This window comes from Paenibacillus cookii (genome assembly GCF_018333375.1).
Classification (GTDB): Bacteria; Bacillota; Bacilli; order Paenibacillales; family Paenibacillaceae; genus Paenibacillus_AQ; species Paenibacillus_AQ cookii.
In genome coordinates this window covers 372,120-388,761 of the sequence record NZ_BORW01000002.1, presented here as the reverse complement: position 1 = coordinate 388,761, position 16,642 = coordinate 372,120, and the positions used below count along the sequence as shown (strand labels likewise).

Sequence of the window (16,642 nt, the reverse complement as noted above, 5' to 3'; positions counted from 1 at the left end):
TTTTGTTTGCCAATATTTAGAATCTTACGCCGGAGCTATTTTTTGATAGGATAGAAGAGATGCATATGCTAGGAAACGATGCTATGAAATTATTCTATGAAAACATAAAAAAGCGAGGCAGTCCTGTTGAAAAAACGTAAACCTATTTTAGCCGCCTGGACGGCAGCGGCCATCGTGTTGGGTTCCTGCGCCAACGCTTCGGCAGCAGCCGCTGCTGCTTCTTTGCCGTTTGACGATATTGCCGGCAGTTTTGCCAAAAACGACATTCTGGAGCTGGTCAAGGAGGGGGTCGTCAACGGCACGGGCAACCGGAAATTCGAACCGAAAAAAAACGTTACGCGCGCCGAATTTGCCGCCATGGCCGACCGTTTGCTCAAGCTTGCGCCCGTGGATGCCGCCATGCCGACGTTTGCCGACGTTGCCGCGAAAAGCTGGTATTACGGCTGGGTTGAAGCGGCGGTCCAGCTTGGGATCGTAGAGGGGAAAAGCGCCGGCAAGTTCGAGCCGTCGGCACGCATTACGCGGCAGGAAGCCGCCGTGCTTATCGTCCGGGCCCTCAAGGTCGATCCCGGAAGCGACTCCGGCAGCAGCCTGAATTACGCGGACGCGGATCGGATCGCTCCTTGGGCCGCCCCATACGTGCAAGCCGCCAAAACGCTCGGACTGATGGGCGGAGCAAACGGCAAATTCCGTCCTTCCGACGCCATGACCCGCGAAGAAACGGCCGCCGTGCTGGACAGGGTGCTCAAGGACAAGGTTTGGTCCCGGGCTATCCATGCGACGCCGAACATGGGACTCCAGCTTGGCTGGCAAAACGGATTAACGACCTCCGAATTTAAAGAGCAGGTCAACAACAGCACCGTGAACACGCTGGTGCCCCGGTGGTTTTTTCTCGAATACGGATCGGTCCCGGTTTCCAGCCATGCGGACGGCAGCCTGTCCAGCTGGGCCAAGCAGAACGGCAAAAAGGTGTGGGCCATGCTCGGAAACCATTCGGATTCGGCCCTGACGCATCAGATCCTGTCGGATGAAAACAAACGGGCCGCCGTCATCAAGAAGCTTACGGGCTATGTAAAAACGTACGGATTGTCCGGCATTAACGTCGATTTTGAAAACGTAAGCCCGGAGGACCGTTTGTCGCTTACGGCTTTCGTTTCCAAGCTCGGAACGAGTTTGCGGGCGGCCGGAGCCGTGCTGTCGATCGACGTTTCCCCGGACCTCGGCACCGACTGGACCGAAGCCTTCGATTATGAAGCGCTCGGCAGATATGCGGATTACGTGGTTCTGATGGGGTACGACGAACATTGGTCCTCGGATCCCGTGGCAGGTTCCGTTTCCTCGTTTCCATGGGTGCAAAAAGCTTTGAACCGGATGCTTTCCGTCGTTCCGGCGAAAAAAACCATTCTGGCGCTCCCTTTTTATACGAGGGATTGGACGCTGTTGCCGACCGGGGTTACGTCCGAGGATTTGACGCTGATCCAGCAGGGCTACCGGATTCGTTCCGTGGCCTATAACCGCTTATGGGATGAAGAGATCGGCCAATATGTGGTCAGATATTCAGGGCAGGGAATCGAGCACCGGATTTGGGTGGAAGACGGACGTTCCCTCGGCCTGAAAACGATGATGGCCGCCAAGCGGGGCATAGCGGGTTATGCGTACTGGTACATGGGCGCCGAAACCGACGATATTTGGCCGAGTTTGAGAAATGCCGTCCGTTACGCCTCGTATTAAAAAGAACCATTTTAAACCTATATAAGCTTTGGGCTTCGACCGTTTTCGGTCGGGGCTTTTTTTGTCCTTGCCTGCAGGCAAACGGAAAAGACGTTCCCATGCCGGCGGTTAAAAAAGCGGCCTTATCCGTTAACAAGCAGCAAAGTAAACAAGTGTATACGGGAAGTCAATGATTGTCTCTTTGAATCGCTCCTGAATTTCCCTACAGTAAAGTCATTGAAAGTGCTTTCAAAACGCTTGGCGACGAATGGCGCGAAGGGAGGGGATAGGCTGAGCGTCACCCGAAACAGAAGAGGTTTGTACGATTGCAGCATTTCTGTACTCCAACATAAATAAAGGAGCTGAACATGATGAATTCGAAAAAAAATTGGGGTTCCGCGCTGATCGCCGCCGCATTGCTGACGGCCACGCTTTCCGCGGCGCAGGCAGAGCCGGCTGTTCCGTCCGCAACCATCGCGCAGGCGGGAGACGCAGGCCCAGCGGAAGGCAATGAGGCAGTGAATCCGTCATCCATGCCGGACCAGCCGGCGGATGCCGGGCAGCCGGGAGCGAATCCGGCAACGGTCTCCGATCCACAGGCCACCGACCCGGCGGCTCCGGCCTCGGAGGATCAAACGAAACTCCGCAATCTCGCTGCGGGTCTTACATATGAATGGTCCGAGGCGCCGGACGTTTCCCGTCCCGATGGCGGGAACAAGCTGACGGACGGCAAATACGGCAAGCTGGATATGAACGATCCTGCATGGGTCGGACATGTGCGCGGGAAAACGCGCGAGGTTGTGTTCGATTTGGGCGAAGAAAAGTCGATCGGAAAAATCAAAGCCCACTTTTTACAGGATTATCCGGCAAACTCGATTCTCGTGCCGTTGACCGTATCAATGTACGTATCCGACGATAAGGAGAATTGGGGGCTGCTTTCCCATAACGCGACCCAGCTGCTCTGGGGAGAAGGCCCGCCCAGACAGGAGACCTTTGAATGGGACGGCAGCCGGGACGGGATCAAAGGCGGGGATACGGACGGCAAGCTGGCCTATGCCCGTTACGTAAAGGTTACCTTTACGATGCATCCTACGCATTGGGAATACATTGACGAAATCGAAATTTTGGGAACGGACGGCCAGGTCGACGGGGCGGTAAAGGTTCCTGCCGATCAGCCTCGTTTTTTGGAGCCGGGCGAAGCGACGGCAGGGATCCGGAACCTGAATCTGCTGTATAACGGACAGTATGACGGCGGTTTAGGCGATTGGAACAAGGAACGGATTATCCCGAACATCAGTTACGTGAATACGGACGGCGAACCTGTCGACTGGCTTTTTGACGGAGTTTTGTATCTGGGGCTCGCTTCGCCTGCCGGCCGGGATTTCGGCTTGGGGCAAACGATCCTGGAGGACTGGAAATGGTATTTGGATAAGACGTTTGCGTCCGCGGGGGATATGCAGCAGTTGAATGAAGCTACCAAGGAAGTCGGAGGCAAGCTGAACCAGCCGGACCGCAAAATGAAAGTCGTGCTGATGATTCCGAATCCCGGCGAATACTTGAGCCATTTCGGCGACATTGACGGCGACGGCGTACCGGAGAGCTTCAACGCCTCCGACGTCGGCGAAGCGAAAGCGTTCGAAAACCGGGAAAAAGCGGTGCAATGGTGGCTGGATCAAGTCCGGCAACGATGGCAGGAGGCGAATTATTCCCATCTGGAGCTTGTCGGCATGTACTGGCTTGAAGAGCAAATCAGCACAAGCGCTACGGGGCCGGAATTGGTGAAATCGGTGAGCGGCAAGGTTCACGGCATGAACCTGAAATTTTTCTGGATTCCGCACTCCCTGGCATACAAAAGCTTCATGTGGAAAGACGTAGGATTTGATGCCGCGGCGCTTCAGCCCAACTATTTCTTCGGCGGGATGGACATCGACCGTTTGGAGGATGCAGCGAATATGGCCAAACAGTATGGAATGTCGAACGAGGTCGAATTTGATGACCGGATGCTGACGGACGGCGTCTTCCGCGAACGTTTTATCGATTATTTGAACAGCGGCGCCGAAACCGGCTTGATGCAGAATGGCTTTAGGGCTTATTACCAAGGCAATAATGCCGTTTACAACTTGGCGGTGAGCAAGGATTCAAGCTTGCGTTTGATGTATGATTGGCTGTACCAATACGTGAACGGAACGTACGTCATCAACAATAGCCCGCCGCCGGAGGCAAACGTATTCGTCAACGGGCAGAGGTTAAACGGGGAGACGGTCGTACCGGATACGGAAACGATCCAATTGACCTGGGAAGTCAAGGACGATGACGGCAGCGGATTGACGAAAGTAACGGCCCTGTTCGACGGCAAGCCATACGCTTCGGGAACGCCGATCGACCTGACGGGCAAACCGGGCAAACATCGGCTGGACGTTACCGTAGCCGCGGCCAAATCCAAGACGACGACTTACATCATCAACGCGGCGGCGAATGCCGATACGATGAAAACGCATGTGAACCGGTTCGCGGAGCAGAAACAGTTTACGACCGAAGAAGGTCCGCGGTCGCTGCTCAATTACGCGGATCTGATGAAACGGTATGAAGGGACGGATACGGCCCGGTTCGAAATATACGTCAGAGGCTTTAACGCACGGCTGGATCAATTGGCTGCCGAACGGGCGGTTTCCGATACGGCGTCTTCCGCGCTGAAGGAAGAGGTGTACAACCTTGTCGGGAATTTGGCCGCCGGCAAACCGGCATCGGCTTCTTCCGTCGAAGGCTCAAGTGCGAAGCTTGCCCCGGAAAATGCGGTGGACGGCTTCCCATCTACACGCTGGGCCAGCAATTACGTCAATGACAGCTGGCTCCAGATCGATCTTGGCGAAGCCAAAGCGTTCGATACCGTCCGAATCGACTGGGAATTCGCCCGCGCCAAAACCTACAAGATCTTAGTCAGTGACGACAAACAGAACTGGACCAGCGCAGTCAAGGACAACGGCGGCGTCATCACGGCGCATGACGGCAAGGAGACCGTCCGCTTCGATCCCGTCAAAGCAAGATACGTCAAGTTCCAAGGCGTTGAAAGAAATACCGATTACGGGTACTCCTTCTACGAGTTCGGCGTATACAACCTTGCGGGAGGCAGCGAGGCCCCTCCAATCGACGGCGCCAGAGCCGTGGTGGATCCGGACGCAAAGAAATTGACGATCGACGGCCTCGTCATGAACGGCAGCCGGTCCAAAGTCCAATTGAAAGTGGTCGACTCCAAAGGGAAGGTTCGCTATGAGGGAGAAACCACCAGCACGGCATCGGGAAGTTTTGAGTTTGCGATCAAACTTACCGGCAATTTAAAGGGAACGTGCGATGCTTATCTTTTGATGGAAGGGATGCAGGAACCCGTGAAGATTACGTTCGAGTATAACAAAAAGGGTTAAGCGTACATTTCCCGGGCGAGCGCAGGATTCGATGAGAGGCGGCCCGATTCCGATTTTTTCGACGCCGGTCGCCGGCGCTTCCGCGACAACATCCGTCGCGGCACGTCAAGAGACGAAACTCGCTTCATCGCCTAAAACCATGGACGCATGCGGTTATTTCCGCGGGCGCTCCATGGTTTTAGGCGTTGCCGACAGGTGGACGAACAATTTTTTTGGACTACATGTTAAAAATATATTGAATAATATATTCTATAAATATAGAATAGTGGTAATTCAAGTCAGGTGGAAACCCAGATCAGAGGAGAGCTGCTGCATGCATATCTTTGATGCGTCATTTAAACGGAATACCTACGGGGTGGAGCTGGCCGCTTCGCTGCTCTTTGAGTATGCGCTGGGCATCGCGGCGATCACATACCCCAAGCTTCATGGGACGATGGAGAAACCTGCGGCGTTTTGGCAGCGGTTGCGGGCAGAGGCATCGGCCGAACTTCGGCGGGAGCTTGATTTTTGCCAAGAACATCAAACCTGGAAAATGCTGCTTCAGCTGCTTCATGCGGTTGCGTTCGATTCGGCCGAGCGCTTTGGCGACGAAGTACGGTCCCTGAAGGATGAAGATTTTAACTTTATCGTGCTTCCCTATCTGGAGTCCGAGTGGAACGAGGTTCGGCGGCAAGCGGCCCGCGGAAGCGAGGAAGCTGCAAAAGCGTTGGTCGGGGCGTGCAAGGACCATGCGTTTTTTCCGGACATGATTCATGCGGTCGGCCGGTACGGAGCGGGCGGACTAAAGCGCCATCTCACGAACTTGCTCCGGTTGTGGGAGAAAGAAATCGGAGGCAGGGACGCCGCTGAAAGCAAGGCGATATTGGAACGGGACTTGGCCGAGAAAAAAGCATGGCTCGCAAGCTGTTCGCCGGAAGAAGTCGTGCTGCGGGCCGCCGGGGTCGAATACAAGCCGGAAGCGGGCGTAACGAAGGTACTGCTGATTCCGCACGTCATCTATCGGCCATGGACGATCGAAGCAAACATGGAAGGTACGCAAATTTATTATTACCCCGTCAGCGAATCGAGCATGGCGGACCAGGCCGATCCTTACGAGCCTCCGGGCCGGCTGGTCCAGTTATATAAGGCGCTGGGAGACGAAAAACGGCTGCGGGCCTTGAAGCTGATTTCGGAGCAGGACCGGTCCCTAAAGGAGCTTACCGATCTGCTTGGAATCGGCAAAACAAACGCCCATCATCATTTGGCGATACTTCGCAGCGCGGGATTGGTGCGCGTTAACGGAGGCAGCTATGCCTGGAACCGGGACTCGCTGAACCATCATGCAGGCGAGCTGCGCGATTTTTTGGGGTTGAAGGAGTGAAATTTCCGTTCGAAGGGGAAATGATCCGGTGGGCGATACATGGAACCGCAGCCTCGTCTGGCTGTGCGTGGATCAGATGCGCTCGGCTTTTGCGGCAACGGCGGGCACGTTTGTTTTATCCTGGATGCTTTACGAATGGACCGGCTCGAAAGCGGCGATGGGCGGGTTATGGCTGCTCAGCTTGTCCGGACAATGGCTGGTGCAGTGGCTTGCAGGCCCTTTGATCGACCGGTGGAGGCGCGTGAGCGTCATGAGGATATCCGAAACGATCCGCGGAGCTGCTTACGTATGGGTGTGGGTGATGTGGACGGCTGGCCAAAAGGAAGCGTGGATTATCATGGCCGGATCGTTCATCGGCTCCCTGCAGGTTTACGACGCCGCCGCGGGAGCGATCGTGCCGAAGCTGGCCAAGGCGGACAAGCTGGTTCGCGTCAATGCGGCCTCGTCCGGCTTGGGACAGCTGGCAAGATTGCGGCACTGCCGGCAGCCGGTTTTTTGACGGGCGTCGTTTCAACTGAAACGTTGCTGCCTCTGCTTGCGTTTTTGTTTTTGGCGTCATGGGTTTCCACGGCACGGATCGTGGAGGAAGCTCATTCAGCCGAAGAGCGCCGTTCCTGGAAAAACAGCTTCGTGCAGGGAATCCGGGTATACCGGTCGAATACCGTGCTGTATTCCCTTGCGTTCCTCGTTTCGGTGACGAGTTTCGGCGTATTTGCGACGCAAGTGATGTATTTGCCGTACGTCACGGAAACGCTGCGCGGCGGACCGCTGGAATACGGATGGTTCTCCGCCGCTTTCCCGCTTGGATACGTGTGCGGAACCGTTCTGGCAGGCCGGCTGAGCGAGCCGGGAGCCTATATGTTTGCCGTCATGAGCGCTGCGCTGTTTGCCGGCGGCATGACCTATATCCTGCTTGGCATGACGACGAATATCGCAGCGGCGATCTGCATCGAAACGGCGGCCGGTGCGGCCATGCCCTTTTGGAACGTGTACAGCAGCACGCTATATTACCGAACGGTCCCGCCGTCGCTTTTAGGACAGGTCCTCTCCATGAAGTCGCTGCTTCAGCGGGCGGCCACGCCCGTTGGCGTGATGTACGGAGCTTACTGCGCGTCCGCCTTCGGCTTGCCGGCGCTTTTCCTTTCCGTAGGCCTGCTGATCTGTGCCGTTTCCGGGGCCGCGGCGCTCTTTCATTGGAGATCCGCGGCGCAAAAAAGAAGGGCGGCCGCCGCCAAAGAATAAACTTTTCCGTTTTTCACAAGCTATCCATAAGACAGGCATAATGATGAAAAGAGGTCTGAACGATGGATACCACCAACAATGAGCACATTCATGGCGGCGAAGATTACCATTACATACCAGCATTTTCGGTTGCCAGCGGTAAAGGCGTTGAAATCAGGGAAGACGTTTATGCTTATACGAGCCAAATCGTAAATCTCGTGGCGGTCGGCACGCCGGGGAAGGACTCGTTCGTCTTGATCGACGCGGGAATGCCGGAATCGGCGGGCGACATTTTGGAAATGACCCGGCAGCGCTTTGGCCCGCATTCCCGGCCGGAGGCGATCCTGTTGACCCATGCGCATTTTGACCATGTCGGCGGCCTCGTGGATTTGGTCCGCGAATGGCAGGTTCCGGTCTATGCCCATTCGGAGGAGCTGCCTTTCCTTACGGGAGAACGAAGTTACCCCGAACCGGATTGGTCGGTGGAAGGCGGGCTGCTGGCGAAAATGTCTTTCGCTTTTCCGAACGAGCCGCTGAACCTGGGCTCCTGGGTTCGCCCCCTTCCGGACGACGGCACGGTTCCCGGGCTGAACGAATTCCGCTGGCTGCATACGCCGGGGCATGCCCCGGGACATGTGTCGTTTTTCCGCGAACGGGACCGGCTCTTGATCGCGGGCGACGCGTTCGTAACGGTACGCCAGGATCGGCTGTATAGCGTATTAACGCAGAAGATGGAGATCAGCGGGCCGCCGCGTTATTTTACGACCGATTGGGCTGCGGCCAAAACATCGGTACAAACCTTGGAAGCCCTGAAGCCAAGCTGCGCGGTCACGGGGCATGGCAGGGCCGTTTCCGGAGACGAGCTGGCGGACGGGCTCCAAGCGCTTGTTGCCCATTTCGACGAGGTCGCCGTGCCCGACTACGGGAAATACGTTCCCGGGAAAGACGGCAAGAAGCATTAAATTAAAGAATCGACATCGGAGCCTAAGGGAGCGGCAGCGGCAGATCATCCCGAAAGGCTTCTTTTTTTGCGGAAACAAGGGAGGTTCAATTCATAAATATGGTAGAACCGGCGAAAATCTGGTGGTAATATCGATTCATAACCATAGAAACATGAAAGATAGCGAAGGAGCACTTCATGAACAATCCGATACATATTCTTGTTGCCGAGGACGACAACGATATCAGCCGATTGCTTTGCAGCATTATTAAGAAAAGCGGTTATATCCCCCAGCCGGCTTACTCCGGAACAGAAACGCTTCTTTACCTAGAGCAGCGCCGATGGAGCATGTTGCTTCTCGATTTGATGCTGCCACAACCGATTTCGAAGTGATGCAGGATGGGGCCATCAAATTATACAACGGTATTGAGCATCCAAGTAAAATTTCGTCTGCGCTTTTACGGCGGGCCTGGAAATTGAGAGGTTTACGCCCATGGGGGATGACTTGGAAAGTTATTTTACAAAGCGGATTGGAGGTCATCCGCATGTTTAATCTGATCCGGGCCGAGTTTTTTAAGCTTCACAAAAACAGATCGTTCTGGACGCTGCTGGTTGCACTTGCAGTGGTCTCGCTTGCTTACCCCTTGTTATATTATTTTGATCATCGCTCCAGCGGAGAGCCGCAATTCACGGGAGCGCAGTTTCTGAGCACCTTTATTGCAAGCAATGTCTACGCTATTAAATTCGGCGTCGCTGTGTTGGCCGGGTTTTTCATTTGCAATGAGTACGCGGCAGGTATCATGAAGACGATCGCTTCGTCGGGCAACACAAGAGGGCGGCTGTTCGCGGCCAAACTCATCGGATTCGCAGTCGGTTCCATGGTGGTATCTCTTGTTTTTCCAATCGTGAGTACAGTGGAAGTGACGTTGCTGTCGGGTTTTGGCCATTTACCGGCGGAAAGCAGTGAGTTTTTCATACCTAGAGTGCTTGGTTTAACGCTGCTGTATACGGCGGCCTACGCGGCCATTGGGGCGATGTTCGCGGTCATCCTGACGGACAGCGGCAAAACGATCGGGGTTTCCATCATTTTCTTTCTGATGATCGATATCGTTTTGGCCGGCATCGGTTCGAAGGTTGAATTTTTTCGCAAGTTGTACGATGATTCCATTTTCAAGCTGGTTGGGGACATCAGCAAACCGAGCATCGATAGCGGAGATTGGCCCGAGCTCCTGCTTGTGCCGTTGTTGACAATTGCGTTATGCGCGATGCTGGGCATTTTCGTATTCCGGCGAAAAGATATCAAATAATGATGGGAGTGAGGAGAGTGCTGCTTGTCCTGACGATCCTATCCATGGCGGCAGCAGCTTTCCTGCTTGTCCATTTATGGATGCTGAGGAGGGAAATAGGGCGGATGACGGAGCAATTGCGAAGCTACAACGAAGGGGTCACCGGCAAAAAAATCGACATCGCCCTATTCGACCCGAAGCTCGAAGCGCTTGCCGGGCAAATCAATCGTCAGTCTCATTTCATCGTAGAAGCGGAAGTCCATCGAAGACGGATCGAAAACGAATTTCGGCAGGCGGCAGCGAATATATCCCATGATGTACTCCGTTAACCTCGATCTTCGGTTATATCCAGTTGTTGGAGGCGGAAAACATAACGCTTGAAGAGAAACTCGAATACATCGCGGTCGTGAAAAATCGAACCAAACGCCTGCAGTCGTTATTAAACGATTTTTTCGAGCTGTCCGTGATCGAATCGCCGGATTACCCGCTGACAACCGAAAAGCTTGGGTTGACCGCCCTGATCTCCGACATTGTGGTCGAATTTTACGATGCGTTTAACGAACGCGGCATCACACCTGACATACGGCTGCCCGAGGGAAATGCGTCCGTATACGCCGATGAATCGGCCGTGCGGAGAGTCGTTGAGAACTTGCTTGCCAACACGGCCAAGTATGCTTCCGGTCAGGTGGACATCCGGTTGGAACTGCAGCAGGAGACCGTAGACTTGACCATTATTAACGATGCGAAGGAACTGGCCGGGAGCGACGTTAACCTTTTGTTTGACCGGTTCTATACGGCTGACCGTGCCCGATCGGCCCAAACATCCGGGCTTGGCCTTCCGATCGCCAAAAGCCTGATGAACAACATGGGCGGCACGCTGACGGCCGAACTGGACGGTGACAAGTTGATGCTCGTCTGCCGCTGGAAAAAAGCAAAAGGGCAGTGAAACCGGCGACGGCTGTAGGGCGAGTCGTAGGAGTAAGGAGGCAGCTAGAGGGCGATCCCTTGGCCCTATAACTTAAAAGCCTTTAAACACAAGGATTTCCAAGTGTTTAAAGGCTTTTCTATGTCTGTATATATTATGATTCGAGATAGACCAGCAAGTTCTGGTGGCCTCATAATGCAATCATTCATTCATGCGAGCAGTGACAATTCGGGAACAGGTCCTCATGTTTTACCCGTTCCTACGAGTTGCCAACAAGCGTTTTAAGTTATCATCAATAAACTGATTGTCGCTACGATTGATTCCGCGGCCGGCAAAATGGCCCCAAACCGACTCGATCGGTTTAAATTCGGCATTCGGTATACGCTTTGCCTCGTATTCGTTATCGTCCGCCGGGCAGAAGAGATCCGTGCTTCCCGGCATAACGCAGGCTTGCGCTTTAATGCTTCCCAGCGCCTTATCGAAATCTCCGTTATAAGTGGGGTTTGCACTAATATCTGCATGTTGGCCCGTCCATAACATGGCCAGCACATTGTGCGGATCCATCTGCATAAAGCTGTCCTCCCAGACGCCGACCATAAAATCAGCCAAGGAGTCAAATCCCATCTTACGATAAAGTTCCTCTCTGTAAAATGCTGACGATACGCCCCACCCCGCATAAACACGGCCAACAGCACGCATGTCTGCTGAGGTCAACCGGTTGAGCTTGCTGGAATCGAAGCCGACTGCAGCCATGAGCGGAGCTTTCATTCCTTCCAGGACCACGTAGGTTTGGGGCCAGGTCTTGGCAACGCCGGCGAAAGGCGCAATTCGTTCCACCATGTCGGGATAACTGGCTCCCCATTGGAATGCTTGAATGCCTCCCATGGACCATCCGACGACGAGAGCGATCTTTTGAATGCCGAATTTTTCGGTCACCAGCCGATGCTGGAATCGAACGTTGTCATAGATCGTTACCTGCGGAAAATTCGCCCGGTCGAATGGCGAAGGCATGTTGCTGGGAGACGAAGACAATCCGTTGCCCAGCAGATTTGGAACGATGATGAAATACTTTTGCGGATCCAGAGCCAGGCCGTTTCCGATCAACCATTCATTCTGAACATGCGTGTCGCCAAAAGCGGTTGGATAGACGATGACATTATCCTTTTTTTCATTCAATGTTCCATAAGTCTTATAAGCCAGAAAAGCGCCCGGCAATGTCACTCCCGATTGCAAGGTTACGTCGCCCAAATCAAAAATCTCATAATCCATCGTACAGCCTCTCCCTTCAAAATGAACCATGCCTTAAGAATGTATTTCTTGTTGTTAGTATAGATCTGTGATACTCTCAGTAAAAGTGAATGATTTTCATATTAGTATTCAATAAAATTGAAAGTTGAAGGGGGATCGTATGATGGAATTGCGCCAACTGGTTACGTTCCGTACGGTTGCATCCACTTTAAATTTCAGTCGGGCTGCGGAAGCGCTGAACTACGTCCCCTCCAACGTCACGATGCAAATCAAAGCATTGGAGGATGAGCTTGGTGTGCGTCTTTTTGACCGTTTGGGGAAACAGCTTGTTCTCACGCATGCGGGGAAACGCTTTTTAACCCAGATTCAAAGCGTTCTGGAAAAATTGGACGAAGCCCGCAGCGCCGTTCACGACAACGAAGTGCTAAGCGGCACCCTAACGATCAGCGCGAACGAGGTGATTTGCGTCTATCGTTTGCCGGCTGTTTTTCAACGATTTCGAGCGCAGCATCCGGGAGTTCGCCTGATCTTCCGCTCCGTTCCCAATCTGGAGCTCAAGCAATCGCTTTTTGAGGGAAGCGCGGATGTCGTCTTTATGCTGGATGAGCCCATTCGCTCGAACGGACTTGCAGTGGAGCCTTTACTGGAAGAAACTTTCCGCCTTTTCGCCGCTCCGGACCACCCGCTTGCCCAACGAACGGTGCTGCAGCTGGATGATTTTCACGGGGAAGTGTTCCTGACGAATGAAAAGGGTTGTCCCTATCGAACCATGTTTGACCGGTCATTTGAGAAAGAGGGCATGGATAGTATTACGTATTTGGAGTTTCAAAGTGCGGAAGCCATTAAACAATGCGCGATTTCGGGAATCGGCATTGCCTTTCTTCCTGAAATCGTAGTGAAAACCGAAGTTGAACGGGGCGATCTGGTTGCCCTTCCATGGCAAATTCCGGACCTTCACGTATATACACAGATGTCATGGCATAAAGACAAATGGCTTTCGCCCGTCATGTTATCGTTCATAGAAGCAGCGAGGGAAGTTCTTGCTTGAAAGGACGTTCCACTTGAAGCGATGAGGCCGGGGGTTCGATCCGCCTAGGCTTTATATCGTACAAAAACGTCACCACGTTCTGTGGTGGCGGTTTTTTTGTAATGAATGCTTCATTGCCTCTTTTTTGCAGTGTTTGTAAATCCTCATGTTGGACAAAAAAGAACAAATTGACTCCGGATTGCAACGAAACCTTAACATCTTGTCTCCCGGACGACTTTATAATGGAGGAGGCATTTTTATCCAACGGGGCGTTAAGGAGGTTTATCATGAGAAAAATGACGCGGCTTGCCCAAACGGGCTCCGCCTTGCTTATTTCAGCGATGTTGATGTCAGGCTGTATACGCACCGGTTCCGGCATCATGGCCGCATCCGGCAACGAGGGAACGGTTTTGCCGGCAAAAGCGGCGGCAGCGGACAGCCATGCCGTGCCTGAGACAAAAGCTTCAAAAATAGGTTCAGATGGCACAGCCGTCCTGCAAAAGGGAGATCCCGTGAAAATGATCAACCGTTCAAGCACGTTTGAGCTTCCGGTGGTCGATTTCGTCAACGGCGATACCGGTTTTGCCGTCAAGCAGGCATATGCGGAATCGCTGTCGCTCATTTCCACCACCGACGGCGGCGCGCATTGGAAGGAGAAACCTTTGCCGGGCGAGCTTGTTTTGGGGCTTGATTTCTCGGATGGGCAAAACGGCTGGAGCCTTATTCAGGAAGGATGCAGCGCCAAGGGCACAACCGTGTGCAAAACCATCCGGCTGATCCGGACGAAAAACGGAGGGGACACCTGGACGACATTATGGAAGGCCGCCTCGCAGGAAGACAACAGCCATGTGTTTACGAATATGCGCAGATTGTCCTTCGACAACCCGAAAAACGGGATGATGCTTGCCAACGGCCGTCTGTACGTTACCCGCGACGGCGGCGTTCGTTTCGATCAGGTTTCGTTCGGCATCAACCATTTCATTCCGCTTTATATGAGCTTTCCAAGCGAGCGGACCGGTTACGTGGCGGGGACGGTCGGATCGGATACGGGAAAGCTTGCCGTTTTGAAAACGACGGACGGCGCCCGAACCTGGCGGAAGCAGCTGGAGCTTACAGGGGAACATTCGCCGCTGTCGAGCTTGGGCATCGATTTTAAGGACGAACGCACCGGCTGGCTGCTGACGAACGAAGAAGGCATATTGAGCGGAGAGCTGTACCGGACGACGGACGGAGGCAAACATTGGGCGAAAATGAGCACGCAGCGCACGGGACGCCCGACGCCAACCGATATTCGGCTTGCGGATGCCCATACGGGAGTGATGTCCCTTCACCCGGGCGCCGGCCCGATCGAAGGCGGGATATGGATCACCCATGACGGGGGCAAAAGCTTTGCGAGCGTGGCGCCGAATCGTGCCGTTGCCGTCAACCAGGTGCAGATGGTAAGCGCGAAGGACATTTGGGCTGCCGCGGACGGCATCAATGAGTCGGGCTTCCTGCTTCATTCCGCGGACGGCGGGATGACATGGAAGCAAGTTTATCCGGCGGTGCGGCCGACCGGCGACGTCTCCATGGTCGACGCTTCCCATGGCTATGCCGTAGGCACGCTGCTGGACAACAACGCGGTGCTGCAAACCGTGGACGGCGGAACAAGCTGGAACGTGCAGGGCCGGATCGACGGATACGTGCGGCTTGAAAAAGCAAGCTTCATCAATCGGATGGACGGGTACGTCATTGCATACGGCGAGCATGAGCCCCATCGCACGCTGCTGAAAACGATGGACGGCGGAGCCAGCTGGCAACCATCGAGCGTCGGCGTCGGCGGCGGTTTGGGAACGCAAATGTATTTTTCTTCAACCTCGGAGGGATGGGCCGTTCAGGAAGGAGACCGGCAACGCGGCCCCGCATTGTTGCGTTTGACGGGAGAACAGGCGGGGCAAAAAGTGCTTGCTTTGCCGGCGGGCTGGTATCCGGAAGCGATCGGCTTTTCCGATTACCTTCACGGTGTGGTGGTTTTTGAGGATTTCCGCTCCGATGGAGATGCGGTGCATTTGTTAACGACGTCGGATGGCGGAAAGGTATGGACGGACCGTCCTATTCCTGCGGCGTCCGGGATCAGCGGGGCGAAAAGCGTTTGGTTTGCGGACCCGAAACACGGTTGGCTTCGCTATGACGGCGGGATTGCGGAAACGAAGGACGGAGGACTAACCTGGGAAATTTTGCTATAATATCTTGGGAATGAACGCTACGGTTGCCCGATTCAACCAAAGCGATAGGAGATGAAGGCATGGTTATGATTTTGATCGGCATCATCATGATTCTGCTGGGGCTGTATGACGCCAAAAAACCGGACTCCGGGCTCTTTCGTTTCTTGAGGCGTACGCCCAAAACCGAAATTAAGCCGCACGAGATCCGTTATCAAGGGGAAGCCGGGATATTCGGCGGCGCGTTATTTATCGTGGTCGGCCTGATCTCCGTAATGGTTAAACAATTTGGCTAAGTGGAAGGGAAAAATGTCGGGATAGCCGCTTTCGCACGGCCGTGATACAATGGATTGTTGTGATCACCGTTACGGGAAAGGAAACATCATGAAAAAAAACGCACCCATTCCAACCGGAATCCCTTTGGTTATCGGCATCATCGCCGTTTCGTTTTCTTCCATTTTCGTCAAATGGTCTTCGGCGCCCGCATCGATCCAGGGCATGTACCGGCTGCTGATGACCGCGCTGCTGATGCTCCCGTTTATCCGCCCCCATCTGGCGGAGCTGAAGTCATTGACCCGAAAAAAGCTCTTCATGCTGTTTGCTTCGGGTTTTTTTCTGGCGCTGCATTTTTTGCTGTGGATGGGTTCGCTCAAGCTGACGACGGTATCCAGCTCGACCATTATTTTGGCCTTGGAGCCGGTTTTTATCGTCATCGGCGCTTTTTTTATCTACAAGGAACGGACGTCGCGGGTCGCCATGGCCGGCATGGGCGTGGCGATCGTCGGGGCGGTGCTGATCGGCTGGGGAGACATCGGCGTCTCCCGCGACAACCTGCTCGGCGATTTGCTGTCGATGTTCGGCACGCTTGCGGTGTCGGTGCATATGCTGATCGGCCAAAAAGTGGTGCAGCAAGTTTCCTCTTATGTGTACAGCTTTGTCGTGTTTTTGTCCGCAACGGTCGTGTTCGCCGTGTATAACGCCGTTTGCGGCATTTCTTTTACGGACTATCCCGGACAGGACTGGGCGATGTTCGCGCTGCTGGCCGTCGTGCCGACCGTATTCGGCCATTTGCTGTTCAACTGGCTGCTTCAGTACGTTTCGGCCACGACCATTTCCATGAGCATCCTGGGCGAGCCGGTCGGGTCCAGCCTGCTTGCGTTTCTGCTGCTCGGCGAACAAATGACCTGGTTCCAGATCGTCGGCGGCATGCTGGCCATTTTCGGATTGATCGTGTTTCTGAACGCCGACCGTTTCAAATGGAAGCCGAAAGACAAACGGGCCGCCGAACCGTTAAAATCGGCATAG

At 54.2% G+C, this 16,642-nt stretch carries 15 protein-coding genes; 13 read left to right on the top strand and 2 right to left on the bottom strand.

Annotated features, from left to right (window positions below; genetic code table 11):
- The first annotated feature begins 126 nt into the window (after positions 1-126).
- The 9 genes from KI367_RS04575 (at position 127) to KI367_RS04530 (ending at position 10,882) form a co-directional block, all read left to right on the top strand.
- Positions 127-1,731 carry an S-layer homology domain-containing protein gene (locus KI367_RS04575; protein WP_246536599.1) on the top strand — a complete coding sequence of 535 codons (1,605 nt, stop codon included), beginning with the start codon at positions 127-129 and terminating at the stop codon, positions 1,729-1,731.
- A gap of 350 nt (positions 1,732-2,081) precedes the next feature.
- On the top strand, positions 2,082-5,129 hold the full coding sequence (locus KI367_RS27090; RefSeq protein WP_246536598.1) for a DUF4855 domain-containing protein: 3,048 nt from the start codon (positions 2,082-2,084) through the stop codon (positions 5,127-5,129).
- Positions 5,130-5,442: 313 nt separating this feature from the next.
- Positions 5,443-6,489 carry an ArsR/SmtB family transcription factor gene (locus tag KI367_RS04555; RefSeq protein WP_212947907.1) on the top strand — a complete coding sequence of 349 codons (1,047 nt, stop codon included), beginning with the start codon at positions 5,443-5,445 and terminating at the stop codon, positions 6,487-6,489.
- 28 nt (positions 6,490-6,517) lie between these two features.
- Entirely contained in the window at positions 6,518-6,988 is a 471-nt protein-coding gene (locus tag KI367_RS04550) for an MFS transporter (protein ID WP_212947905.1), read from the top strand.
- On the top strand, positions 6,985-7,731 hold the full coding sequence (locus KI367_RS04545; protein ID WP_212947902.1) for an MFS transporter: 747 nt from the start codon (positions 6,985-6,987) through the stop codon (positions 7,729-7,731). Before KI367_RS04550 ends, KI367_RS04545 begins: the two co-directional genes overlap by 4 nt.
- 62 nt (positions 7,732-7,793) lie before the next feature.
- Positions 7,794-8,672 (top strand): MBL fold metallo-hydrolase, encoded by an 879-nt coding sequence (locus KI367_RS04540; RefSeq protein WP_212947900.1) that lies wholly within the window; start codon positions 7,794-7,796, stop codon positions 8,670-8,672.
- A 319-nt stretch (positions 8,673-8,991) separates the two neighbouring features.
- The gene (locus KI367_RS04535; RefSeq protein ID WP_212947892.1) at positions 8,992-9,957 is read left to right on the top strand and encodes an ABC transporter permease; all 966 of its coding nucleotides are present in this window, start codon (positions 8,992-8,994) and stop codon (positions 9,955-9,957) included.
- A 104-nt stretch (positions 9,958-10,061) separates the two neighbouring features.
- Positions 10,062-10,265 (top strand): hypothetical protein, encoded by a 204-nt coding sequence (locus KI367_RS27080; protein ID WP_246536597.1) that lies wholly within the window; start codon positions 10,062-10,064, stop codon positions 10,263-10,265.
- A gap of 23 nt (positions 10,266-10,288) precedes the next feature.
- Positions 10,289-10,882: a sensor histidine kinase gene (locus KI367_RS04530; RefSeq protein ID WP_246536596.1), complete on the top strand. Its 594-nt coding sequence runs from the start codon at positions 10,289-10,291 to the stop codon at positions 10,880-10,882.
- Between the two features lie 228 nt (positions 10,883-11,110).
- Here KI367_RS04530 and KI367_RS04525 read toward each other — a convergent pair whose 3' ends face one another.
- Complete coding sequence (locus tag KI367_RS04525) at positions 11,111-12,130, bottom strand: alpha/beta fold hydrolase (protein ID WP_212947890.1); 1,020 nt, start codon at positions 12,128-12,130, stop codon at positions 11,111-11,113.
- 142 nt (positions 12,131-12,272) lie between these two features.
- Here KI367_RS04525 and KI367_RS04520 point away from each other — a divergent pair, with 142 nt between their 5' ends.
- Positions 12,273-13,157, top strand: a complete 885-nt coding sequence (locus KI367_RS04520) for a LysR family transcriptional regulator (protein WP_212947888.1) — start codon at positions 12,273-12,275, stop codon at positions 13,155-13,157.
- On the opposite strand, the gene KI367_RS04515 is transcribed toward KI367_RS04520, so the two are convergent.
- Complete coding sequence (locus KI367_RS04515; protein ID WP_212947886.1) at positions 13,126-13,674, bottom strand: hypothetical protein; 549 nt, start codon at positions 13,672-13,674, stop codon at positions 13,126-13,128. The two genes, KI367_RS04520 and KI367_RS04515, sit on opposite strands and share 32 nt — an antisense overlap.
- Here KI367_RS04515 and KI367_RS04510 point away from each other — a divergent pair.
- The 3 genes from KI367_RS04510 to KI367_RS04500 all read left to right on the top strand — a co-directional run bounded on the left by KI367_RS04510 (position 13,655) and on the right by KI367_RS04500 (position 16,642).
- Positions 13,655-15,361, top strand: coding sequence for a WD40/YVTN/BNR-like repeat-containing protein (locus tag KI367_RS04510; protein WP_212947884.1), 1,707 nt, complete (start codon positions 13,655-13,657; stop codon positions 15,359-15,361). The genes KI367_RS04515 and KI367_RS04510 overlap by 20 nt on opposite strands.
- A gap of 59 nt (positions 15,362-15,420) precedes the next feature.
- On the top strand, positions 15,421-15,633 hold the full coding sequence (locus KI367_RS04505; protein ID WP_212947882.1) for a hypothetical protein: 213 nt from the start codon (positions 15,421-15,423) through the stop codon (positions 15,631-15,633).
- Positions 15,634-15,721: 88 nt separating this feature from the next.
- Positions 15,722-16,642 carry a DMT family transporter gene (locus KI367_RS04500; protein ID WP_212947881.1) on the top strand — a complete coding sequence of 307 codons (921 nt, stop codon included), beginning with the start codon at positions 15,722-15,724 and terminating at the stop codon, positions 16,640-16,642.